We start from the raw sequence: 21,587 nt of genomic DNA, 5'->3' as shown, positions 1-21,587 counted from the left end.
AAGCCCCAGGAAATCGCGCGAAATGTCCGGCCCACCTCCGAAGCCGGATGCATCCACTTCTCACTGATTAGGTGCAATCAAGCCACTCGCGAAGTACCATCTCAGGATGTACATCCGCCCCCCCGACAAGGCGCCTGCACTATCTCCATCCCTTCGCTCTGCTGCCCTTAGCGCTGCCACCCTTGGCTCCCCGCTTTCCTTCGTCATTGGCGCAGCCGCCCGCGCCGCGCGCCTCCGCGCGCGCCTCACTCAGGCAGAGGTCGCCAGCCGCACAGCCATCTCTGTCACGGTGTACAACCGGATGGAGCGCGGGCACATGCTGCCCAGCATCCCCACCCTGCATCGGCTCTGTGCTGTCCTGGGGGCCTCGCCGAATGAACTCCTGGGCTACCCCCACAGCCTGCCCCTGGAGGGCGAGTCCGCTCGGAATCAGCTGCTGCACCGCGTGCACCACCTCGATGAGCGCCAGGCACAGGCCCTCCTCCAGCTTCTTTCCATCCTGCGCTGAAGGCATGTCGTCGCCTTCGCAGACGGCAGCTCAGCTACAATGCCCAGCACGTTATGAATGAAAAAATGTCCGCCCTCATTGGCACTGCCGCACGAACGGCCCGCGAGCAAATGGGCCTCACCCAAGCTGAAGTCGGAGAACGCGTGGGCATCAGTCCGCCCGTCTACAGCCGGCTGGAACGCGGGGAGATGTTGCCCGGCATCGAGTCCTTTGCCCGGATATGCGCGGAGTTGATGCTCTCCTCCGATGAGATTCTGGGCCTTGCTGTAGACGGCCCCAGGCTTCGTACAGAAGACGCAGGAACCTTGCGGCGGCTGATGTTCCTCGCGCGCAAGATGGACGAAAGGAAGCTCGCCGCGCTGGTCCACGTCGCCGCCGAGCTGTCTCGTTGAGGCCCGCGCGGAGCCAGCTACCCCTCCTCGTGCCCACCTCGGCCTCGGCACGAGGCTCCTTGGGAGCGTCCGCCGTCAGGCCGTCACGCGCCTCCAGCGTAACGACGTCGCCGACGCGAGCTGCGGCGTCGAACCTCCTAAGGGACGCGTGGGCTTCAGGCCCCACGCGTCTCTCCCGGCCCGCGAGCGTCTACTCCTTCTTCTTGAGAGCGGCCAGCTCGTGCGCCTCGAGCCCTTGGGGATAGATGCCCGCCTCGCCGAACTCCACCACGTCGCGCAACTCGCTGCCCGCGGACCGCACGCGGGCCGCTTCCATGGCAACCTCTTCGCGCCTATAGGGCGCCATACCCTGCGCGAGGGCCGCGCCACGCAGAGCGTCCCTCATGTCCGCCGCCGTGGCGAAGCGCTCTTGGGGGTTGGCCCGTAGCGCGGTATGCAGCACGGCCTTGATGTCCTCGGGGAGAGGGGCCACGGCCTTCTCGACGAAGTCCGGGCCGAAACCGGCCATGAGCGCCTCCATCTGCTGGAGCGGCAGCGTGGGTTGCGCCTCCAACCTCAGCCGACTCTCCTTCTCCCACCTCGGTGAATAGTCCCGCACATCGAACAGGTGACGTCCGGTGAGGACCTCCACCAGCAGCACCCCGAGACTGAAGATGTCCGAACGTGGAGTCAGGGCTTGGCGATGAAGGTACTCGGGCGAGGCGTAGGCTACGTCCCCGCGGAGAAGACTCTCCGGCGACTCCTCGCGCCCCACCACCAGAGAGAAGGCCGCGCCAAAGTCCAGCAACTTCACTTCGCCATGCTCTCCCACCCAGACATGCCGTGGGCTGACGTCGCGATGGATGATGCCCAGAGGTTTGCCGTCATCTCCCACCCGTGTGTGCGCGTGGTGGAGGGCGTCCGCCAACTCGCCTCCCACATAGAGCCCGAAGGGTTGAGAAAGTGGCTGCCCGCGGATGACGGCCGCGTTCACCAAGGTGTCGAGCGACGAGCCAGCGACGTATTCCATGATGACGTACGGCGAATCCTCCTCATCATCAAACTCCAGGTGAATGACCTGGGCAATGGCTGGGTGGCTGAGGCGAAAGGCGAGTTCCACCTCCTCTACCAGGCGCCGCCTTTCCATGTGAGTGGCGGGGCTGGCGAGCCGGCGCACGAGACAAGGGCCCGTCAATGTCCCTCCAGGCACGCGACGCTGGGCAAGCATCAGCGCCTCTCCCGTCGTCCGCACTTCCAGAAGCCTCACCGCCTCAAAACGCACCTCGCCTACCATGAAGAGGAAGCGTGGATTGCTGGGGGTGGGAGGAGCGACGGGCTCTCTGGAGGGCAGCTTTTCCGTCGTCACTTCATCGGGCTCTTTTGCCATGGGTAATAGTCCTAGGTACTGATTGGGTGCATTGCAATCTCACCCACTAACATGACAAGGGCGACCTGGGAAGGCGCGGAGCGCACCACGGGCACCTGCTCCTGTCCGCCCTTCAACGACTCCCCCTGCACGTCATACCCAACCGGGGTAGCGCGGCACCCAGGGCAGGCTCACCAAGCAGAGCGTCTCAGGAGCAGCGGCTCCACGTCTCCGCCCGCATGCAACCGCACCTACACAGACCGGTCGAAGAAGGCCGGCCTGCACATGGGATTGCACTGAGGGGACGCAGCCCCCGATGCAAGCTTCGCAGGAGGGCAATCGCGCTTTCGAACAAGGCGCCCCTCAATCGGGCATCAGGCAGCGGCCACCTTCGCAAAGGGCCGCTCCACCTTCTTTCCGTCGCCGAGGCGCTCCAATGTCACCGTCCTCGCCTTCTCGTCGACAGCCTTCACCTTGGCCGAGAAGGTGCCCCGTCCCTGCTTGTAGCGCACCTCCTGCCCCGCCACGTAGGAGACGGACGCCTCGGGGCTGAGACTGGAGCTGGGGGCTGGGGCATTCGCTGTGCGTCGCGCTCCGCGCGGGCGCCCACGGCTCTTCTGGGGCGAGGGCCCGGCCCGCGTGGGCTTCGGCGCGGCCTCTTGCCTCGCCCACTTTCGCACGGGCACCGAGGACGGGCGCTTCGGCGGAGGCGGAGGCGCAAGTGTGCGCTTCGGCGCGGACGTCGCACGAGCGCTGCTGGGCTCAATGCCCAGGAACTGAGCAATCTTCTCCAGCAGCTCCAACTGCCGGCCCATCGCCTTCCCCACTTCCTCCGCTACCGCAGCCTGAATGGCACTCATCATGTCGCTCTGCATGTGCTCTCGCTCGCTTTCCTCGCGGGCCACCCGGCCCGCATATTCTTCAACACCACAGACAGCTTCTTGCACTCACGCTACACCAAGGAGTCAAGGTATTCGGGCTCCCATCTCAGAATGAAGCCTTCAGCTCGCGCCAGCGCTCGCGCTGCGCTTCCCACGTCCCCGCGTGTGCAACGGCCCGGAGGCCCCTCTCACTGAGCGGCTCCGCCCCATCGACGGCCTCGAGGAATAGCACCTCCTCCTGGATGTCCGGCGCCAGCAGTTGCAAGTCCAGCAGGTGCGTCACGCGAGCCCGGGTGAAGCCCAGTTGGCCGGCGACGTCCGCTGCGCTCGCCACGAGGCCTCGCTCAATGGCCAACTCCACATGGTGCGCCAGGGCCAGCATCCGCGCGACATGCGCTGGCCGGCGCGCCACCTCTCGCGGCGGAGGTGGTGCTCCCCCTCGGAGGCGCACCTTCGCGCGACGCACTCGGTGGAAGTGCGCGCTGACGAGGCTGGCATCCGCCGGCTGAGAGTCGGGGCTCGCGCTCACGCCGCCACCCCCTCGCGCCCAGTCGCTGCGGCCTCACCTGCGTGGGCCGTATGCACGTCGACCTGGCCCGTCGCCTCGTTCACCACCACCCGGCCAACGAGGGCCCGCAGCAGGCGCCCCCGATTCGTCGAGGTGAGGGCGTCCCACACCGCGTCGAAGTTCGCCAGGGCCTGGACCACCCACGCAGCCTCCACCTTCTCCCCCTCAATGGCGTCCAGGGCGCGCTCCACCTCCGCCAGCCGCTTCCGCATGCCGGCGACCTCCTCTTCCGCGGCCGTCAGCTTCTCCTCGACGAGGCGCCGGGCGGGGCCCTCCAGCTTCGCGAGGGAATCCACCCACTTCCTCGACTCCCCAGCGCGCTTGGCCAAGTCCCTCGGCAACTGCGAGCGCTCGACACGCAGGGCCTGGTGCTTCTCCTCCAGCCGCGCGGTGAGGCGGGCATGCACCTGGGCAGCGAAGCCGTCACCTACCGAGACTTCCCGCAGCTGGGCGACGACGAAGTCCTCCAGGGCGGCTGCCGGAAGGGGGGCGGCCCGGCACCCCTCCTTCCCCTGCTTGTCCCGGGTGACGCAGCGGTAGTAGCGGTACTCGCGCTCGCCCTTGCGCGTGCTGCCGGGCGTCATCGCCTCGCCACACAGGCCGCAGCGCAACAGGCCTCGCAGCACGTAGTCGGGGTTGCGCCCGTGGTACTGAATGCCGGGGCCCTCCAGCATGTCCTGCACCCGGTGAAAGGTGGCCCTGTCGACAATCGCCGGGTGCTCGCCCGGGTGCGTCTCGTCACCATACGGCACGAAGCCCGCGTACAGGGGACTCCTCAAGAGGCGCAGCACATCCTGCGTCGTCCACCTCCGGGCCGCGCGTGTGGCACCACTCTGGGCCTCGTATCGCTTCGTCTTGCGCCCCGCCTCGTTGAGGAGGCGCGCCACCGCCGAGGCCTGCTGGTGCTGGAGGTACAACTCGAAGGCCTCCCGCACCACCACCGCCTCGTACTCATTCACCACGAGGCGCTTGTCCTTCACCTCGTAGCCCAGCGGCGCGCGTCCTCCCGTCCACTTCCCCTTGCGCCTCGCGGCGGCCACCTTGTCCCGCGTCCGCTCGGAAATCATCTCCCGCTCGAACTCGGCGAAGGACATCAGCATGTTCAACGTCAGCCGCCCCATGGCGTCCGCCGTGCTGAAGTTCTGCGTCACCGAGACGAAGGAGGCGCCCGCCGCATTGAAGCGCTCCATGACTTTCGCGAAGTCGAGGAGGCTGCGGGAGAGGCGGTCCACCTTGTACACCACCACCACGTCTACCCGGCCCGCGTCCACGTCCTGCAGCAGTCGCTGGAAGGCGGGCCGCTCCATATTGGCACCGGTGAAGCCGCCGTCGTCGTAGCTCTCATCCACCAACACCCAGCCGGGCTGGCGCTGCACGTAGGCGACACAGGACTCGCGCTGGGCGTCGAGGCTGTTGAATTCCATCTCCAGGCCCGCCGCGGTGGACTTGCGCGTGTAGACGGCACAGCGCTTCTCCTCGGTGAGCGGTGCTTTGTTCTTCCTCATGGTTCCTCCGTCCCCGCTGTCGTTGTCGGGCGTGCCGGCTCGGCGCTCGATGCCTCCTTCTGCCCGGCGAGCTGCTCCGCGACGGCCACCAGCCGCTCCACGTTGTCGTTGAGACGCCCCAGTTGGCGGACGAGCTGCGGCATCGTCGTCTCGTAGAAGCGCTGGCCCATGTACGTTTGGAAGAAGGCGGGGCCGCTCATGACTTCACCGCCTTCGGGCTGCCGTCCTTGATGCCGAAGAAGGTGAAGCCATTCCAGGCCGTGCCAGTAATCAGCTTGGCCACGCTGGAGAGGCTGCGGTGAAGCTGGCCCTCGTATTCGATTCCGCCCTCGCGCACCGTCACCCGGTGCTGCGCCCCCTTGAATACGCGCGTCAGCACCGTGCCCGGCGGCGGCAGGCGCGCGTCGCGCCCGTCCGCAGCGGGTGCGCGCTCGGCCACAGCAGGTGGCGGAGGCGACGCTGTGGCCTTCGTCTCCTCCACCTGTCGCATCCTCCAGCGCTCTGGCAGCTTGTCGCCCAACTCCGAGATGCGGGCGACGGCGCGCGTGGAGAGGCCCCCTTCGGCCAGCTCCTGAATCCGGAAGGCCAGGCGCTTCTTCAGGTAGTCCCGGTTGCGGCTGCGCGTGGGCTCGCCGTACAGCTCCAGGTACTTCGCCGCCAAATCCGGAACCGACATGCTGGCCAGGGCGGCCACCTGCTGTGGCACGTCCGCCAGCTCCTTGCGCGCGGCCCGTGCAATCCCCTTCTTCGCCATGGTGGTGTCTCCTTCGTCCGGGGCAGCACGCCCTCGGGCGAAAGCCATGGACGCTCTGTCCCCGGAAGAAGACAAGTCGAGAGTCTGCGGCTCAGCCATGCGCGCTCTCCTCCGCACCCCACGCGGGCGTCTGTCGTTGCGGCTGCGCATGCCGACGCAGCCACAACTCCCACAGGGCCTCGGACAACACGTCCACTGCATCCTCGCGGCGTTGCCGCACGGGGATTGGCCGCTCAGCCACCGTGACGTCATCCTCAACCTGCTTCAGCATTCTCGGGTCCATCACCATGACAAGAGCCACCTGCAAGCATTTGGGGACATGCCCACGCGTCTCCGCGCCCCACGGCTGCCAGCCGTAGGGCACTCACCGCTCGGGCCGGCTATTCGTTGACGTCATCCGCCGTGTAGTCGCTGTTGCGCGCACGCCAGTCGTGGGAGTGCGGGAATTCCTCTGCCGAAACGAGGCGCGTGCGAGACAAGTCCATCACCACGGCGCGACGGCGATTCATCCGCCCGTCGAAGCAGACGCGCTCGTTCAGGGCGACGACGTAGCCCCCCTCGCGGAGATTCTCGTGCATCAGGCGCCGCAGCGCCTTCGTGTCCACGATTTCGCCCTCGTAGTCGATGCGCTTGCAGTGGGCGCGGAAGGCGTCGTAGGCGCTCTCCAGGTGCAGGCAGAAGCGCTCGCCCTCGAAGGCGTAATGCACCCGGTGCCGCAGCTCCCCCTGAACGGCCATGACGCTCAGCATCTCCAGGAAGACGTCGAGGGCATTCTTCACCCCGGCTTCCGTCTCAAGGATGTCCGCCAGCACGGCATTGACAGCTTCGCGGGCCCCCAAGTCCACGGGCAGCGCGTAGCCGCACTCTTGGGCGAATGTCTCGAAGAGGTGCAGCCCCAGCAGCATGGCCACCACGTTGTCGACGACGCGCGGTGGCACTTCACGTCCCTCAAGGAAGTCGTCCGCCACGGTGCGGGCCACGCGGTAGTCCGCGTCGAAGTTTCGCCCCAGGCAGAATTGAATGTAGCGAGGCGCGAAGAGGGCCAGGTTGGCGGCCTTCAGCTTGCGGAAGGCCGCCCGGCAGTCACGCCGCTTCAGCGTCGCCTTCTCGGGGTTGACGGTGAGAAGGCGCTCGAGGAGAGCGGCCTCCGTGGGGCGTGTCTCGCCGGCCACACACAGCGGCGCCTGCAAGCGGTAGCTCACCACCGACAAGTCCGAGCGGCCACGCTCCTCTGTCTCCCCGCGGTAGAGGCGCCGCATGTAGCGGTGCAGCATCTGGAGGCGGTGCAGCGGCATGTCGTAGGGCTTGTACTCGTCGGCCACCACGGGCACGGAGCGCGTGGCGGACAGCAGCTTCACCAGGGCGAACTCCGTCTCCGTCACGCTGTAGGCGTCGGAGGAGGGCACGCCGAAGAGGGGCCAGAAGACGTCGGTGCACATGCTCGACTTGCCGCTGCCTTGCGTCCCGTGGATGAAGAGGAGCGGAAAGGAGCCCACCTTCTCCATGAAGCGCGGCTTCATCGGCGTCGCGAAGAACCACCCCAGCATCGGAAGCACCACCTGGGGCGTGTTGATTTTCAGGAGGCATTCGAAAACCGTGCTCGCCACCTCGTGAAAGGTGTCGTCGTCCGTGGCCTCGTAGCGAATGCGCAATTCCAGCGAGGTGCCATTCGGCAGGTACGCCACGGGGGAGTCTGAGAGGAAGCCCCCCACCCCAATGGTGCACTCAGGCGCCACCCAGACGTGGTGCGCTCCCCGCTTGAAGTCCCCAAGCATCGTGGTGCCTGGCAGCCGCGGCGCCGGCCGGCGAGCCACCACGCGCAAGAGGCCCTGCACGTTGTTGTCGCTGCCCGTCCACTGAGTGTGGACGGAGGGCAGGTGGTGCAGCAACTCCTTGCGCGAGCTGAAGGCCCGTCGCGGCAAGCGCGCCCCGTCCAGGTGGGTGCCCTTGTCCGTGCGGATGTCCCCGAGGAACACCTCCCCTTCCTCGGTTTCGACGACGGCCCTGGGCGTGAAGGTGAAGGAGGAAATGGCCTTCGCCTCGCCCCGCTGCGTCACCGTGTAGTAGCAGTAGGCGTCCTCGTACACCTCGCCATCGATGGTGTCGTCGCCGCTGCTGCCCTTCCCGCCTCCCTTGGAGTCCGCGCCCTCCGCGCCCTCTCCCGCTGCTGAAGTGCGCACGGCACGGGCCATGGACAGCCGCAGCTTCTGCGCGGGCAAGCCCGTGCGCACCTCCAGCAGGCCCAGGTACTTCTCTTGCGCGGACGGTGGGCGGTGGGCGATGGCCTCCAGAATGGGCTTAAGGCGGTACTCCACGTCCTGGGCCGGTACCGTGGCGAGCGCCTCCACGGCCTTCTCGATGTCGAAGACGACGTCGTAGAGCTCGCAGCGCACGTCCGGCTCGCGGTTGACGCGGCAGTAGCCCAGGCCCTGGAGGGAGTGGCAGGGCGGCGCCACGGCACCATCCTCGCGGGCAGTGGCCATCACCTTTTCGTAAGCCTTGGAGATGTACGCCTTGCCGTCTCTCCCCTTCAGCTTCCCCAGGCCCCGCCTGTCGTACTCGAGGACGAGTTCGGTGATTTCGTCGAGGCCCAGCCCCTTGTGCGCGAAGAAGCGCACCATGTTGAAGATGGCGACGCTCCGGTCCTCCGCGCCCTGCTCCCACAGGCGCTGCACCGGGCCGCACATCTCCACCGGGTGCGCCCAGTCATACTCCCCCGTCTCCGTCCGACGGGCCTTCACCGTCCCCTGCGGGGCCGAGGCAGCCGGCGCCAGCGGCATCGCCACCTGGGCTGGACGCGCCAGGTTCGCCACGGACTGCTGCACCGGCGCGCGCAGCAGGCGCTCCAGGAGGACTGCGTCTTCCACGCGCTCGAAGCCGGCGAGCGCCCGAGCTGCTCGGTGAGGCCGCTCCGCTGTCCCCACCCCTTTCCGGCTGACGGTGCCCACCACCTTGATGATGCGCGCCACGTCGTGGATGGAGTCCACGTGCACGCGCTCGGTGGCGAAGCGGGCGCGGAGCTCAGCCTCGAAGGCCTTCAGGCCCGCCTGCACGCGCGCGTGGCCTTCCCCCGCAAGGGACTGCGGTGGCAGGGCGAACCACAGCTGCGCTCCGTTGCCGCTCATCATCAGCCGCGGGCGGACGAGGCCCTGCGCTTCGCACCAGGCCGCGGCGGCTTCCGCCACCTGGAGCGTCAGCGAGAGCTCGTCCTCAGTGCTGGCCGTGTCCTTGGGGCGCACCGGGTCCAGGTCCACCACCGTGGCCGTCACCAGTTCGATGTCCTTGCTGCCCGCCCCACTCTTGAGGGGACGGAGGACGTTGGGGGCCAACTCCAGCAGGCGCCGGGGGCGCGGCTGAATGCCCACGTACACATTGCCGGCAGCATTGGCCTCGACGCATGCCGCGACGAAGGACTCCTCGTCGTCGAAGAAGCCCAGGCCGGCAATGCCTCCGCCTCCCGGGCGGATGACGCGGACTTCGCTTACGCCGTGCGGCGTGTGCGCCAGCCACCGCCAGGTGGAACGGATGGATTCGGGGTTGGGAGTGGTTTCAGTAGATGTCGTCGTCATGGGTGTGCACTCCTTGCTTCGGTTCAATGAGGGACAGCCGCGGGCGCTGCTCCTACCCCCAGCACCGTGGCGTACTGCTGGCAGCGCTCCGCGTGGTGGCGCCGCAAGAGCGGCACCTTCCCGTCGACGAAGTCGATGAGGACGGCGCTCTTCTTCTCTGGGTGGGGACGCATGAGGCGTCCGAGACGCTGGACGGTGCGTCCACGCGCGCGGCCGGGGTACGCCAGGAAGACGCGCGAGAGGCGCGGCAAATGGCCCCGCGCGGCAGCACCAGCTCGCGCGCGTCCTGGCGGAAGAAGTACAGCGTCTGGGGTTCCGCTCCCGGACGCTTGCGCAGCCGCACCAGCTTCCAGTACGCGGGGTTGGGCAGGGAGAGCGCGCGGCAGAGGGCCTCCAGCACCTTGGGCGGCACGTCACTCGCCGCGAGCCGCAGCCCGGCATCCACACGCACGCGCAGCGTTCGCTTGCCCGTGCTCGTATTGCGCGTAGGCGCAGACGGCGCGGCCCCCACGCTGGAGTCATGGGTGCGAGAGACAACACGTCCCCCGTCCCCGTGCATTTCGGAGAAGTCTTCCACCATTCTTGTCTTCCTCAGAGAAGCGCGTCGGGGGCACGCAACAGGCCCCCTTCGCGCAGGGCTACGGCAACTAACTTCAGCGGGGCGTGCTCACGGCCCGAAGGGGTCCACGTCCGCGACACTCTCCGCGGAGTACTCGGCCACGAGGGAGTCGACGAAGGCGCGCGCCAGTTCCCCCTTCGACGCCGGGATGTCCCGGATGCGCTGGACGGCGAACTTCTGGAGGAAGCGGTCCACGGCCTCGCGCGGCAGCGCCTTCAGCGCGGTGGCCATTGCCTGCGCGAGCTTCACGTCGACTGGCTCGCTCGCCTTCGCATTCGAGGTGGCTGCGGGCGAGGCCCCTCCACTCCCGGCCCCATTCCCTGCGGCCTCGGCGGCGTGCAGCTTCTGAATGTCGTGCAGGGGCAGCGCCTGGAATGCCTGCTGCTCTTCCGGAGACAGCTGGCACTCCGGGAGGATGGAGTACGTCGTCTTCGGGTCATTGGCGGCCCCGTGACGCTTCACCTCGAAGGCCCACTTCTCCAGGCCGTACTTCGCCCGGACCTCCATGAGCGTGTCGAAGAAGGCGGTGGGCCGCTCCAGCACCTTCACCTCACGAGTGCTGTAGAGGGCAAGGTTGTAGGTGATGCGCAACGAGGGCTTGTGCCCTTGGGCCTTCATCTTCTCGTCGAAGCCGACGCACTTGCCTCCGATGAAGCACACCTCGCGCGGGTACGGTTCCCCGAGGAAGACGACGACGGCGGTGTCCCCGTCGTTCGCCAGCTTCAGCCAGGCGCTGCCCTGCTGCTCGTACTGCTTGGCCATCGCGGCCGTCTGCTCCCACATGTTGGGCATGTGCTTCACTCCTCCTTCTGGCAATGCGTATGGGTGGGGCGCTCGCGCCGGTACACCGAGAACAGCTCGGTGCCGTCCGCGGTGCAGCCTGCGGCCTCGATGTTGAAGTCCGCTTCGGTGTCCACCACGTGCTGAAACTCCCAACGGCGGAAGAGGCCCGGCATGCGGACGTAGTCATTGGCCTGCGCCTCAGCGCACTCGCAGCAGAGGCACGCGCGGCGCTCCTCCGCTTCTGGCCTTGAGTCGCCCCGGCTCACCACCCGGAGGCGGTGTCCGTCGATGCGAGCGAAGAAGCGCACGTGTGTTTCATCGTGCTCGAAGTTGTTTCGCGCAGCTGTCTTCATTCAGTCCTTCCAGGTGGTAGGCAATACAGGTGCGTTGCTGTCCGCCGGGGCGGACAGGGCGTCTCGAAGCAGGATTGGATTGGGGCGAGAGGCGGCCCCGTTACTCCCCCAAAGCCAGGCGGCGCGCGGAGGGGACATGCGATTCGCGCATCCCGTCAGTCGCCCCCACCCGCTGTCCTCCCGGTAGTTTCAAAATCCACAAACTCTAAAAAGCACCCCCAGCCGCCGATTTGGGACAAGAAATCTTTTTCGGGGATTTTTTTCTTCATTTTCCGCAGGCGCGACAGGGCCCGCTGGACGCGCTTGCGCGCAGTCTCAGGCGAAAGCCCAAGGCTCGCTCCCGCCTCGACGTAGTCCTCCTCGCGAAGAAGGACGGACACCACCAAGTCGGTGTCCTCGCCCGTCAACGGGAGGAGCCGTGCGCGCAGCTCTTCCACCTCTGCGTTGAAGGAGCGGGCTTGAGGCACGAATGGGACGTGCCACGGCCCCGAGGACACCTCGCCGTCTGCTTTCGCCAGTGTCCCGAGGCGCACGCGTTGGCGTTGCGCCTGCAACTCCTTGTGCCAGCCCTTGAGGACATCGCGCTCCGTCCCCAGCACGAGTGTCGCGGCCACCCGCTGGACGCTGGACAGGTTGACGCGCGCCACGAGCCCCATGAAGGACGCGGCAATCGAGGAGACCACCTCTGCAGGCGCACTCTCCATTCGCCTGAGACTTCGGCGATACACGCTGTCCAGCCCTGGCCAGAGGCCCAGCCACAGCAACGCCACGAAGGCGTTAGCCGCGGCGCCCATCTGCACCAGCATGACGAGGCCAGCGAGTAAGCCATCCTTGACGTGAGACTCGCCTTCGCGCGCAGTGAGAAATGTAACAAGGGACTCCGGCTCCTCGAAGCCAGAGAGCGCCTCCCAGTTGCGCCGCAGCACGCGATAGGCACGCCGAGCCTCGGCCGTCCGAATGGACACGCCGAGTTCCTCGTGAAGTGTGTTCCAGCATCTACGCACAGGCGCACATCGTCCTGGCCCAGCGCTCGGCAAGGGCCAGCGGAATGGGGAAGCATGGTGAGTCCCACGGGAGAAGCGACGTCAGCGTCCAGCAGCTCCCGGATTCGTGGGAGCGCCAGGACGCTGTGGGGACTCAATCGGGATTCGGCCAGACGCGGCACAGGCCCAAATCAGCGGCCAGTGGCTCCGCGACAGCGACGAGCGAGCCGTATTGAGACTATCGGGGCGACTGCAGGGGCAATAGGAGCGGGACAAGGCAGCCCCCGCGCGTCGGCCTGAAGCCGGGCGACGACTTGGACACCCAACCCCACCGACAGCACCAGGCCGGCCGCAATCGCTCCGCACATCTCGCTGAATCCGGAATTCACGGCACCTTCTCCACAACCCTCAATACCACCGCGTTGATACATGCCCGCACACTACGGACGAGACGTCGAAACCTGAGTGCGACAAGCCCGACAACGCGCACAAACGCAGGACCGGCATCGCCATACTGGGGACATTCACACGTCCCTTCCACGGGATGCAGGTGACACGCACCATGCAGCCTTCGAGTGTTGGCATACACGGCCAAACGCGAATTCAGCGCCATGCCAACACACCCTGATTCTCGGGCGAAGGCGCCGTCGCGTGAAAAATCGGCTGTCTCAGCGTCGGGGACATGCGCGAGCCGCTTTGCGACTTTCATGCCGAGACGACACCGCCCGGGGCACCCTCTACACGGGTGGGAGAAGCGCCAATGGCTCCATCCGCCATCCACGCGGTGGAGACGCGCCGTCCACGAGCCAGGACGCGCACTCCGTGAAACACAGTCTCCTCACAGTTCAATCACATCCACCGCGCAAGGGCTGCGGCCCTTCCGTTGGCCCTCCCCAGGTGGATAACGGCCCAGCAAGCCCCAGGAATCGCCGAGAGCCCTCTCCCCAGGGGGAAGGCGCCCCCCTGTCCCTTTCTCGTGCCAGGAGGCCGTTTCCGGCCGTTCTGAGGCCATTCACAGGCCATGGCATAGGCGCGGCCACCCACGCCACGTGCACGCTCGCGTGCGCCTTCACAACCAGCCGCACCCGCTTTTACATCGCGAGCGGGTGTGGACAGCGTGGACAGCTGTGGACAGCTCTCTGTCCACACTTAACTCCATGAATTCTCTAAAGAAAACACCACTGTGGACAGTGTGGACAGTTTTTATAGGGAGAGACACGTATGCGCGTGCGCGCACTTGTACATGGTTCCTCGCGTGCGCGCGCACATGGCGTAGGGGTACTCTTCAAAAGCTGTCCACACTGTCCACAGCCACTTATCCCCTGGCAATCACTCGCAAAACCTGTGGACAGCACCCTGTCCCAGGGCTGTCCCGGGGCTGTCCACAGGCGAGGGAGTGTCCCCGATTCTTCGCCGGATGCCTTTGTGCTTCTTTCCCTCGGCGCTTCGCTCGTCTGGGAAAATCAAAAATAAAATCGGGCGAAAAGATTTCTTGTCCCAAATCGAAGCGATGGGGTGCTTTTAGGATGTATCGGCAAACACGCGCCGCCGACTTCCGCGCATGGCCCTTACACACCTCCTCCAGCCAACCCCCGCCCCGCAACGTCCGTCCGGCGTGACGTGCGAGGCCTACGTCCGCGGCGAGGGCAAGCACTGCCTGCACTACCGGCCTGGCGGTGGCTGCACCCTGCCCGGCGTGGGCGGCACCTGCACCGAGTGGCTGAAAGTGAACCGACAGGCCCGCCCCCGTCGTGACGTGGCCGCGCCGCCTGTCCCCGTGCCTCCGGCGAAGCCTGCCCCGGCTGCGGTGGATCTCTTCGGGCTTCCGCTGAGCGAGGCCGGCTCGAAGAAGCTCGCCCCAGCCCCCGCCTCCAAGCCCGCGCCACCAGCTCCGTCTCCCGATGTGAAGGAGCTGGACGCGCAGGCCCCGCTCTCCGCCCTGCGCGGACTCACCGACGAGGACATTGCCAGCTTCAAGTCCCTCGGTGCCGAGGTGTGCTTCGCCTCCGAAACCTACGGCGAGGTGTGGCTCGTCCCGGCCTACACCGGCCAGCCCCGAAAGGAGCTCACCCCCGAGCACGCCGCCACCCTGGTGCGCGTCCTGTCTGCCTTCCCCGGCTCACGCGTCCTGTCCTTCACGAAGCAGCCGGCCTCCGCGGAGGCGTCGCCATGAGCGTGCCCCGCGCCTGTGAAGCACACGCAGGAGGCCGTGCTGCGTGTCCCCTTCGACTTGATGTGTCTCTCGAAAAAAGCGTGATGACTGTCTCGCGACACGCCACTGCATCGGCCCGGAGGCCCACGTCATGAGCGCCCTGCGAAACCAGCATTTGTCATACAGCCGGCTGAGCCGCTTCGAGGCTTGCCCGCTGTCGTACAAGCTCCACTACCTCGACAAGCGCGCGGCGGAACCCGGCGTGCCGCTGAGCTTCGGCAAAGCGCTGCACGCCGTCCTCGAGCGGCTCCTCCAGGAAGTCATCGACACCGAGTACGTGGGCCGTCTCTCCGAGGAGCGCACCCTCCAGCTCTACCGTGAAGAGTGGGCCGCCTCGGGCCTCTCCGGTTTGGACCTCTTTCAGCAGGGCCTCCGCATCCTCCAGGACTTCGTCCGCCAGCAGGGCCGAGTGGACTCCCGCGACATCCTCGCCGTGGAGAAGGAGTTCCGCCTGCCGGTGGGCCCCTTCACCGTCCTGGGCTTCATCGACCGCGTCGACTGGGTGGACGACGAGACGGTCCACGTCATGGACTATAAATCCAACCACCAGCTCTTCACCCGCGAGGAGCTGGACTCCAGCCTCCAGCTCAGCCTCTACGCCCTCGCCGCGCGCCGCCTCTGGCCCTGGGCGAAGAAGGTGCGCCTGTCCATGTGGATGCTGCGCCACGGCGTGCGGCAGGAGACGACGCGCACCGAGGAGCAGTTGGAAGCCGCCCTCGCCTACGTCGAGACGCTGGGCCAGCAGATGGAGAAGGCGGAGTCCTTCCCCGCCCGCCTCAACCCCAACTGCGTGTACTGCGACCACCGGCGCGACTGCCCCGCCTACGCCCAGGCGCTGGAGGGCCGACGTGAAGTCGTCTGCGAGGACACGTCCGACTTGGAGTCCGTCGCCCGCGAGCGCCAGGAAGTCGCCCACCTCGCGAAGATTCTCGGCGCGCGCAAGGCGGAACTGGAGGGCGTCCTCCGCGCGCACCTCGCCGAGAAGGACGAACTCGTCCTCGCCGGCACGCGCTACCGCATGTTCAACACCACCAGCCTCGACTACCCGCTGGAGCCCACCGTCGCGGTGCTGGCCCGGGCCACTGGCCTCCCCCGTGAGGAGCTGGTGCAGCGCCTCGCCAGCGTCGAGAAGAAGGCCCTCGAAGCGCTGCTGAAGGACGCGGGCAAGCGCCTGGGCACCGCGCGCGTCGCGCTGCTGAAGGCCGAGCTGGACTCCCTCGCCGCCAAACACCACTCGCCCAGGTTCTGGGTCAAAGAGGTCGCATAGATGCTGCCCGCTCATCCTGCTTCCGACACCACTCCTGTCTCCGCTCTCCACCAGCCGCTCTTCCCCAGCCTCCCGCCGCACCTGCGGACGCTCGCCTTCATCGACCTGGAGACGACAGGCTTGGACGCCTCCCGGCACGAGGTGCTGGAGGTGGCCATCCTCCGCGTCGACGCTCGCAGCCTCAAGGTGCTGGCTGAGTACGAGGCCCGCGTGAAGCCCACCCGGCTGGCCGACGCGCACCCCGAAGCCCTGGCCGTGTGCGGCTACTCCGACGCGGAGTGGCGGGATGCGTTGCCGCTCCAGGAAGTCTTGGCCACCGTGACGCCTCTTCTGGCTGGCACTCTCGTGGCCGGCCATAACACCAGCTTCGACTGGGGATTCCTCGTCGAGGGCTACCGCCGCAGCGAGCTGGCCCTGCCCCGCGTCGACTACCACCGCCTCGACACCGCCAGCCTCGCGTGGCCGCTGCTCGCCACGGGCGAGGTGGAGTCCCTCTCCCTCAATGCCCTGGCGAAGCGCTTCGGCCTCCACCGGCCCTCGCCCCACCGCGCCATGGCGGACGCCCGCTGCGCGCTAGAGGTGGCCCGTTGCCTCGCGGTGCGCATGGCCCGGGGTGGCCACATGGAGCGGCTGATGGAGGAGTCGGGAGGTGTCTCGTGAGCGGCGCCTCCTCTCGTCGCAAGGGTGCCGATTGGGAACGGGCCCTCGTCCACCGCTTCCGCGACGCCATGCCCGACGCTCTCATCCGCCGCGGCCTCCAGTACCGCAGTGGTGAAGAGGTACCGGACGTCGAGGTGCCTTGCTTCTGGGTGGAATCGAAAGCCCATCGGCGCACCAACGTCCGCGAGGCCATGCGCCAAGCGGTGGAGACGTGCCCGCCGGGCCGCTGGCCCCTGGCCGTGTGCAAGGACGACGGGCAGCCGCCCCTCGTCACCATGCAGTTGGACGACTTCCTTGAGTTGGTGCGCGAGTGGTGGGAGGCCCGTCCTCGGTGAGTGACTTCTTCGGCCACCTCCTGGGCCTGCTGCGTGTGGAGGCGCTCGCCCCTCGCCACCAGGCCGTCTTCGCGGCTGCACGCACGAGGCGGCCGGCCCTCGCCCGCCATGCCACGCTCGAATCGGTGCTGGCCGCGTTGGGTGACGCGCGCGAGGAGACGTACCCGGAGCGCGAGGCCCTCACCCGGGCCCTGGTGGCCGAAATCCAGGCCTCCTCCAGCCCGGCGTGGACGGCTGCCCTCGCCTCCGCCTACGCCCCCATGCTGACGCGTCTGCGCCGCCGCATCATCGGCAACGCGGTGCCCAAAGAGGACCTCGACCAGCTCGTCCTCGCCACCTTCCTGTCCGTCGCGCGCGCCTTCCCCCTCTCGCGCTGGGGTGACTGGACTGCGGCACGTCTGCGCCAGCAGACGGCGCGCGAGGTGTTCCGGCACCTGCGCAAGGAGCGCGCGGAGCAGCACGAGACGTACACGCAGGCGCAGCTCGCCGAGTGGCTGCCCGACTCACGCCCCTCCGCGCCGGTGGAGAGCGTCAGGCGGCCCAGCGTCCGGCGGAGCTTTGTTCGGAGGGACGCGGTGCTGGTGCACCTGGCCCGTGCCACCCTGCCTCGCAGCGACGTCGAAGTCCTCATGGCCACCGTCGTCCGGCGCGAGAAGCTGCGCGCCTACGTCAGCCGCCTCATCGAGGGCGACACCACCGAGGTCGAGCGGGTGTACCAGCGGCTGAAGCGCCAGCGCACGCGGCTGCTGCAGCGCCTGCGCACCCAGGACGTGGACGCCGCAGCACAGCCCCCCGGAGGCTGCTGAGGGAAGGCATGGCCCAGAAGAAGCCCCTCAAGAAGCTGGGGCGCCCCACGAAGTCCGAAGGCCCTCGGCTGCCCCATTCCGAGGTGGACAAGCTCCTCGTGGAAGGCGAGGAGGTGCCCACCACGCGGGGCCGTGTGAAGCGGCGCTTCCCTTCCTTGCGCGAGCTGGCCGAGCGCTTCGGCGTCGCCCACAGCGCCGTCGCCCGGTACGCCCAGCAGCACGACTGCCTCGGCCGCCGCAAGCGCCTCCTCGCGGGCCAGCAGCCGGACGAGACGCCCGCGCTGGACGAAGCGCCACCTCCTCCGAAGCGCAAGACGGGCCGCCCCCGGAAGTCCGAGGAGCCCGCCCTCCCACGCCAGGAGCTGGACCGCGCCCTCGTCTTCGGCGATGTGAAGACGCTCCCCGACGGCTCCACCATGACGAGCTACGCCTCGTACCGCGAGCTGGCCGAGCGCTTCGGTGTCGCCACCTCCCTCGTCGCCAACTACGCGAAGGAGCACAACTGCCTGCGCCGCCGCGAGGAAGCCAAGACGCGCATCGCCACCAAGGCGGACCAGAAGCTGATTGAACTGCGCGCCAACGCCATCGCCGTCTCCAAGGACGACGCCCTGAAGATGATTGACGGCTACCTCCTCGGCTTCGAGGAAGCACTGTCCGAGGGGCGCGTGCGCGTCGACAACCCCACCGACTTCAACACCATGGTGAGGCTCAAGGAGTTCGTCATGGGCGGCGCTGACTCCCGCCAGGAGCTGCACGCCAGCTTCTCCCTGGAGGGCCTCCAGGCCCGGCACGCCCAGGCACTGCGCGCTGCGCGTGAGACGACGCCCTCCGAGCGCGGCGAGGTGGATGCGGAATGGAGTAGTATTGGTGCGGATGACGATTCCCAAGAGGGGTAGCCGTCGCGTTCGCATGGGAGAGTCCGAATACGAATGGCGCATCCGAAAGAAGCCAACGTATTCACAGGGAGCCCTCCAGACTCCGATGCGCCTTGCCATTCAAGTAAGCGCAGAAGGGCCCCGACGAGTTCTGGTCGTCGACCTATGCGTCAGCCGCCCCGATAACTGGATTGCACCGCACCAAACGGGCGTGACCCCCGCCCTCGTCCGCGACATCATCAAAAAAGCCCTCGCTGCGGGATGGGCACCGTGCAGTACGGGTTCGGCATTCACATTCCGCTATAGGGTGGTGAAGGACACCATCGGAACGATTTTCTGAAGCGTCCTCCATTACGGTCTCCCACCGAGCCACGGCAGAGGTCAGTTGAGTAGCTCAGCCTAACGCGTGCATTCCCCGGAGCTGCGCGCCACCTTCTCGTTGGAGGGCCTCCAGGCCCGGCACGCCCAGGCCCTGCGTGCTGCGCGCGAGACGACTCCGGCTGAGCGCGGCGAGGTGGACGCGGAGGTGGAGGTGGAGGTGGAGAGCGGCGACGAGGACGAGGGCGCCCCAGGCTGAACCAACATAAAGAGGCCCCCTCTCGCGCCATCGAGGTTCCGGTGGAGCGGGAGTAAGCTCTGCGCCCGTGAACCAGGGACACAGCGCACAGGGGCAGCGACTTGAGGCCAGGGAGATTGGCCCCGCTGTTGTCGAGCTCATCCGTTCGGCAAAGAGCCGCATCGTGCTCATCAGCCCCTACTTTCATCCGTGGGGAAGACTGGTCGACGCTCTCACAGCGGCACCCACTCGCGGCGCTCGCGTCACGCTTGTCATCCGCTCGAACCAGCCGTTCAACGCGAGGCGGCACCTGGCCCTACAGAAGTTGGCGGCAGCCGGCGTGAGCATCCGCCAAGTGCCATGGCTCCACCTCAAGATGTATCTGAGCGACGCTGCTGTCATCGAGACATCGATGAACCTCGTCTTCAGCTCCATGGCGAAGGGGTACGAGACAGGCATCCTCTACACTGTCCACGAGGCGTCTGCTGGTTATGCGGAGCGTCGGGCCATGGTGAAGAAGTGCGTCGAAGGCTCTGCCCCCTACTTGTGCGGCCACGTGCTGGCACCGGAGAGTGGGAGCGCCGACATCTCTCCGAGGTCAACACCAACGGTGCAGAGCGCACCCCATCCAAGTGATGCTCCTCCCCATGAAAGAACGCACCGTTCGCCTGCAGGGCCTGTCGCGAGTTCGCGCCGAAACAACCCTCGCGCCTTTCATCCCTGGACAGCTCAAGAAGATGCCTTGGCGCAGGAACTCTTCTCTCAAAAGCTACCGCTGATAAGCATCGCGCAGGCACTTCAACGCACGCCCAAGAGCGTGTCGAAACGGCTTAAGCACCTTGGAGTCGTCGAGTGAGCCCTACTCCCAGGTAGCCGACGCGCGAGGGTGATTGACTAGCTTCGGTATGGTCGGCCGAGGCGTCGCGCATTGAGCACGGCGAGGTGGATGGGCTTGGCCCGGTTCGGTGGACAGGTTGACTATGCTGCCAGCCTCTTCGTTGCGGCCATCCGCTCGTACTCGGCTGGGCTGACGTAACCCAGCGACGAGTGGCGACGCTTCCGGTTGTAGAATACCTCAATGTACTCGAACAGTGCCCCCTTGGCCGCCGTGCGTGTCTCGAAGCGGGTGAGGTAGACCAACTCCTGCTTCAGCGTGGAGAAGAAGCTCTCTGCCACGGCGTTGTCCCAGCAGTTGCCCTTGCGCGACATGCTGCCCGCAATGCCGCGCTCCTCGAGCAATTGGCGGTAGTCCTCACTGGCGTATTGGCTGCCGCGGTCCGAGTGGTGCAGTTCGGGAGCGGGGTGGCCCAGCAGCGCCATCTCGAGCGCACTCAGCACCAGGTGCCGGTCGATTCTCTCGCCCATCGCCCAGCCCACCACCTTGCGGCTGAAGAGGTCCAAGAGCACGGCCAGGTACAACCAGCCCTCCTCGGTCCAGACGTAGGTGATGTCGCCCACCCAGGCGCGTGCGGGCTGGCCGGGTTGGAAGTTCCTCTCCAGTGAATTCGGAGCCACGGGGTGGCGGTGCGCGGAGTCGGTGGTCCGCACGAATCGGCGCCGAGTACGAGCGCGCAGCCCTGCCTGGCGCATCAGCCGAGCCACGCGCTTGCGCGCCACCCGTCGGCCGCGCGCCTTCAGCTCCGCATGCACCCGCGGAGCGCCGTACGTACCCCGGCTCTCTTGGTGCACGGCCAGCACCTCGACGCCGAGGGCCTGGTCGCTCTTCGCGCGCTCGGACTGCTCGGGACGCTTCATCCAGGCGTAGTAGCCACTACGGGAGACGCCCAGGTGACGGCAGAGCGTGGCGACTGGAAAGAGGGCCTTCTTCGCGTCGATGAAGGCGAATTTCACTTCATCTCCTTCGCGAAGAAGGCCGCCGCATTTTTTAGTATCTCCCGCTCCAGTCGCAGTTCGCGGTTCTCCTTGCGTAGCCGGGAGAGTTCCTCGCGCTCGTCCGTTGTCAGGGCCCCAGGCTTGCCCTCACCCCGGTCCGTCTTCACCTGCTCCACCCACAGGCGCAGTGCCGACTCCGTCAGGTCCAAGTCGCGGGCAACCTGAGGGATGGACTTGCCCTCCTGCACCAGCTTCACCGCTCCGGCCTTGAACTCCGCGCTGAACTCCCGGCGCGGCCGGCGGGGCTTCTTCGGCTTCTCGTCAGTTGCGGACATCCCGTGCTCCTTCCATCACATCTCGGGTGTCCACGGAACTGGGCCAAGCTCAGGATGCGGAGATGGCCAGTAGCGACGACGAAGACCTCGACACAGTCGCCCCGGAAAGCCCCAAGGACGACGCCCTCGTGGCCCCTCCCACGGACGTCGCGGCCCCCGCCGACCCCGCCTGAGAGCGCCCTCCGGTAAGTGAACGCGGACACTTTCGCGTTCAGTTTCGCCGTTCACTTTCGCCGCGCCAGGCCTGGCCTGGTCACTTTCCCCCGGGAGCTCTACCTGGCGCGCGGATGCACACGCCTGGCGCCACAGCCCCCGTAGTTTCGCGAGGTTACGGCGGACAGCCACCAGGTGCTCGAGCGCCGCGGTATCGCTCCGGGCCATAATTCGGGCCCGGAAGCACACTCCGTCCAGCGGGCCGGACGCCAGCGCGCCGTTCACTTCCCCGGCC

General features: G+C 67.2%; 22 protein-coding genes and 1 pseudogene. 10 read left to right on the top strand and 13 right to left on the bottom strand.

Translation table 11 applies throughout. The features are described from left to right. Positions 1-106 precede the first annotated feature (106 nt). Together FL344_RS25120 and FL344_RS25115 are read left to right on the top strand one after the other, a co-directional pair. The gene (locus FL344_RS25120) at positions 107-508 is read left to right on the top strand and encodes a helix-turn-helix transcriptional regulator (protein WP_141620296.1); all 402 of its coding nucleotides are present in this window, start codon (positions 107-109) and stop codon (positions 506-508) included. A 53-nt stretch (positions 509-561) separates the two neighbouring features. Further along, positions 562-900: a helix-turn-helix domain-containing protein gene (locus FL344_RS25115; RefSeq protein WP_141620295.1), complete on the top strand. Its 339-nt coding sequence runs from the start codon at positions 562-564 to the stop codon at positions 898-900. A gap of 190 nt (positions 901-1,090) precedes the next feature. On the opposite strand, the gene FL344_RS25110 is transcribed toward FL344_RS25115, so the two are convergent. The 12 genes from FL344_RS25110 to FL344_RS25050 all read right to left on the bottom strand — a co-directional run bounded on the left by FL344_RS25110 (position 1,091) and on the right by FL344_RS25050 (position 12,242). Beyond that, positions 1,091-2,266 carry a serine/threonine-protein kinase gene (locus FL344_RS25110; protein ID WP_141620294.1) on the bottom strand — a complete coding sequence of 392 codons (1,176 nt, stop codon included), beginning with the start codon at positions 2,264-2,266 and terminating at the stop codon, positions 1,091-1,093. A gap of 353 nt (positions 2,267-2,619) precedes the next feature. Further along, positions 2,620-3,120 (bottom strand): PspA, encoded by a 501-nt coding sequence (locus tag FL344_RS25105; RefSeq protein ID WP_141620293.1) that lies wholly within the window; start codon positions 3,118-3,120, stop codon positions 2,620-2,622. 112 nt (positions 3,121-3,232) lie between these two features. After that, the gene (locus tag FL344_RS25100; RefSeq protein ID WP_141620292.1) at positions 3,233-3,655 is read right to left on the bottom strand and encodes a hypothetical protein; all 423 of its coding nucleotides are present in this window, start codon (positions 3,653-3,655) and stop codon (positions 3,233-3,235) included. Next, positions 3,652-5,199 carry a recombinase family protein gene (locus FL344_RS25095; RefSeq protein ID WP_141620291.1) on the bottom strand — a complete coding sequence of 516 codons (1,548 nt, stop codon included), beginning with the start codon at positions 5,197-5,199 and terminating at the stop codon, positions 3,652-3,654. Before FL344_RS25095 ends, FL344_RS25100 begins: the two co-directional genes overlap by 4 nt. After that, complete coding sequence (locus FL344_RS25090) at positions 5,196-5,399, bottom strand: hypothetical protein (protein ID WP_011551988.1); 204 nt, start codon at positions 5,397-5,399, stop codon at positions 5,196-5,198. Before FL344_RS25090 ends, FL344_RS25095 begins: the two co-directional genes overlap by 4 nt. Next, positions 5,396-5,953, bottom strand: coding sequence for a DUF2924 domain-containing protein (locus FL344_RS25085; protein WP_141620290.1), 558 nt, complete (start codon positions 5,951-5,953; stop codon positions 5,396-5,398). The genes FL344_RS25090 and FL344_RS25085 overlap by 4 nt, the downstream gene beginning before the upstream one ends. 91 nt (positions 5,954-6,044) lie before the next feature. After that, the gene (locus FL344_RS25080; protein ID WP_141620289.1) at positions 6,045-6,224 is read right to left on the bottom strand and encodes a hypothetical protein; all 180 of its coding nucleotides are present in this window, start codon (positions 6,222-6,224) and stop codon (positions 6,045-6,047) included. Between the two features lie 109 nt (positions 6,225-6,333). Next, on the bottom strand, positions 6,334-9,522 hold the full coding sequence (locus tag FL344_RS25075; RefSeq protein ID WP_141620288.1) for a hypothetical protein: 3,189 nt from the start codon (positions 9,520-9,522) through the stop codon (positions 6,334-6,336). Between the two features lie 23 nt (positions 9,523-9,545). Then, positions 9,546-9,695, bottom strand: coding sequence for a hypothetical protein (locus FL344_RS25070; protein WP_194863241.1), 150 nt, complete (start codon positions 9,693-9,695; stop codon positions 9,546-9,548). A gap of 494 nt (positions 9,696-10,189) precedes the next feature. Next, positions 10,190-10,933: a hypothetical protein gene (locus FL344_RS25060; protein WP_141620287.1), complete on the bottom strand. Its 744-nt coding sequence runs from the start codon at positions 10,931-10,933 to the stop codon at positions 10,190-10,192. A gap of 5 nt (positions 10,934-10,938) precedes the next feature. Further along, positions 10,939-11,277 carry a hypothetical protein gene (locus tag FL344_RS25055; RefSeq protein ID WP_141620286.1) on the bottom strand — a complete coding sequence of 113 codons (339 nt, stop codon included), beginning with the start codon at positions 11,275-11,277 and terminating at the stop codon, positions 10,939-10,941. Between the two features lie 155 nt (positions 11,278-11,432). Next, a complete protein-coding gene (locus FL344_RS25050; protein WP_141620285.1) occupies positions 11,433-12,242 on the bottom strand; it encodes a sigma-70 family RNA polymerase sigma factor in 810 nt (269 codons plus the stop codon). Between the two features lie 1,579 nt (positions 12,243-13,821). On the opposite strand from FL344_RS25050, the gene FL344_RS25045 reads away from it, so the two are divergent. The 8 genes and pseudogenes from FL344_RS25045 to FL344_RS25005 all read left to right on the top strand — a co-directional run bounded on the left by FL344_RS25045 (position 13,822) and on the right by FL344_RS25005 (position 19,827). Further along, complete coding sequence (locus FL344_RS25045) at positions 13,822-14,433, top strand: hypothetical protein (RefSeq protein ID WP_141620284.1); 612 nt, start codon at positions 13,822-13,824, stop codon at positions 14,431-14,433. Between the two features lie 130 nt (positions 14,434-14,563). Continuing rightward, on the top strand, positions 14,564-15,739 hold the full coding sequence (locus tag FL344_RS25040; protein ID WP_141620283.1) for a PD-(D/E)XK nuclease family protein: 1,176 nt from the start codon (positions 14,564-14,566) through the stop codon (positions 15,737-15,739). Then, positions 15,740-16,399, top strand: a complete 660-nt coding sequence (locus FL344_RS25035; protein ID WP_141620282.1) for a 3'-5' exonuclease — start codon at positions 15,740-15,742, stop codon at positions 16,397-16,399. 68 nt (positions 16,400-16,467) lie between these two features. Next, the gene (locus tag FL344_RS25030; protein ID WP_228565352.1) at positions 16,468-16,734 is read left to right on the top strand and encodes a hypothetical protein; all 267 of its coding nucleotides are present in this window, start codon (positions 16,468-16,470) and stop codon (positions 16,732-16,734) included. Next, entirely contained in the window at positions 16,710-17,540 is an 831-nt protein-coding gene (locus FL344_RS25025; protein ID WP_141620280.1) for a hypothetical protein, read from the top strand. Before FL344_RS25030 ends, FL344_RS25025 begins: the two co-directional genes overlap by 25 nt. Positions 17,541-17,548: 8 nt before the next feature. Then, positions 17,549-18,436 carry an AT hook motif domain protein gene (locus FL344_RS39310; RefSeq protein WP_228565350.1) on the top strand — a complete coding sequence of 296 codons (888 nt, stop codon included), beginning with the start codon at positions 17,549-17,551 and terminating at the stop codon, positions 18,434-18,436. A gap of 397 nt (positions 18,437-18,833) precedes the next feature. Then, positions 18,834-18,944: pseudogene (locus FL344_RS40100) on the top strand (AT hook motif domain protein); the annotation flags it as partial. A gap of 115 nt (positions 18,945-19,059) precedes the next feature. Beyond that, complete coding sequence (locus FL344_RS25005) at positions 19,060-19,827, top strand: phospholipase D family protein (protein ID WP_141620279.1); 768 nt, start codon at positions 19,060-19,062, stop codon at positions 19,825-19,827. A gap of 122 nt (positions 19,828-19,949) precedes the next feature. Here the strand turns inward: FL344_RS25005 and FL344_RS25000 are convergent. Beyond that, positions 19,950-21,139, bottom strand: a protein-coding gene (locus tag FL344_RS25000; RefSeq protein WP_141620278.1) for an IS3 family transposase whose coding sequence is annotated in 2 segments (ribosomal slippage) — positions 19,950-20,860 and positions 20,860-21,139 — 1,191 coding nt in all. Because the reading frame shifts where the segments join, the coding sequence is not laid out codon by codon here. Positions 21,140-21,587 lie beyond the last annotated feature (448 nt).

Origin of the sequence: Myxococcus sp. AB036A, assembly GCF_006547355.1 — a bacterium.
Lineage (GTDB): Bacteria > Myxococcota > Myxococcia > Myxococcales > Myxococcaceae > Myxococcus > Myxococcus virescens.
This window is presented reverse-complemented; position numbering and strand designations above follow the sequence as displayed.

Coding starts and splice junctions, on each gene's coding strand:
- FL344_RS25070 (WP_194863241.1), bottom strand. CDS start 9,695: ATGCGTCCCCACCCAGAGAAGAAGAGCGCCGTCCTCATCGACTTCGTC.
- FL344_RS25090 (WP_011551988.1), bottom strand. CDS start 5,399: ATGAGCGGCCCCGCCTTCTTCCAAACGTACATGGGCCAGCGCTTCTAC.
- FL344_RS25075 (WP_141620288.1), bottom strand. CDS start 9,522: ATGACGACGACATCTACTGAAACCACTCCCAACCCCGAATCCATCCGT.
- FL344_RS25045 (WP_141620284.1), top strand. CDS start 13,822: ATGGCCCTTACACACCTCCTCCAGCCAACCCCCGCCCCGCAACGTCCG.
- FL344_RS25095 (WP_141620291.1), bottom strand. CDS start 5,199: ATGAGGAAGAACAAAGCACCGCTCACCGAGGAGAAGCGCTGTGCCGTC.
- FL344_RS39310 (WP_228565350.1), top strand. CDS start 17,549: ATGGCCCAGAAGAAGCCCCTCAAGAAGCTGGGGCGCCCCACGAAGTCC.
- FL344_RS25035 (WP_141620282.1), top strand. CDS start 15,740: ATGCTGCCCGCTCATCCTGCTTCCGACACCACTCCTGTCTCCGCTCTC.
- FL344_RS25055 (WP_141620286.1), bottom strand. CDS start 11,277: ATGAAGACAGCTGCGCGAAACAACTTCGAGCACGATGAAACACACGTG.
- FL344_RS25030 (WP_228565352.1), top strand. CDS start 16,468: ATGCCCGACGCTCTCATCCGCCGCGGCCTCCAGTACCGCAGTGGTGAA.
- FL344_RS25110 (WP_141620294.1), bottom strand. CDS start 2,266: ATGGCAAAAGAGCCCGATGAAGTGACGACGGAAAAGCTGCCCTCCAGA.
- FL344_RS25105 (WP_141620293.1), bottom strand. CDS start 3,120: ATGCAGAGCGACATGATGAGTGCCATTCAGGCTGCGGTAGCGGAGGAA.
- FL344_RS25120 (WP_141620296.1), top strand. CDS start 107: ATGTACATCCGCCCCCCCGACAAGGCGCCTGCACTATCTCCATCCCTT.
- FL344_RS25085 (WP_141620290.1), bottom strand. CDS start 5,953: ATGGCGAAGAAGGGGATTGCACGGGCCGCGCGCAAGGAGCTGGCGGAC.
- FL344_RS25080 (WP_141620289.1), bottom strand. CDS start 6,224: ATGCTGAAGCAGGTTGAGGATGACGTCACGGTGGCTGAGCGGCCAATC.
- FL344_RS25115 (WP_141620295.1), top strand. CDS start 562: ATGAATGAAAAAATGTCCGCCCTCATTGGCACTGCCGCACGAACGGCC.
- FL344_RS25060 (WP_141620287.1), bottom strand. CDS start 10,933: ATGCCCAACATGTGGGAGCAGACGGCCGCGATGGCCAAGCAGTACGAG.
- FL344_RS25040 (WP_141620283.1), top strand. CDS start 14,564: ATGAGCGCCCTGCGAAACCAGCATTTGTCATACAGCCGGCTGAGCCGC.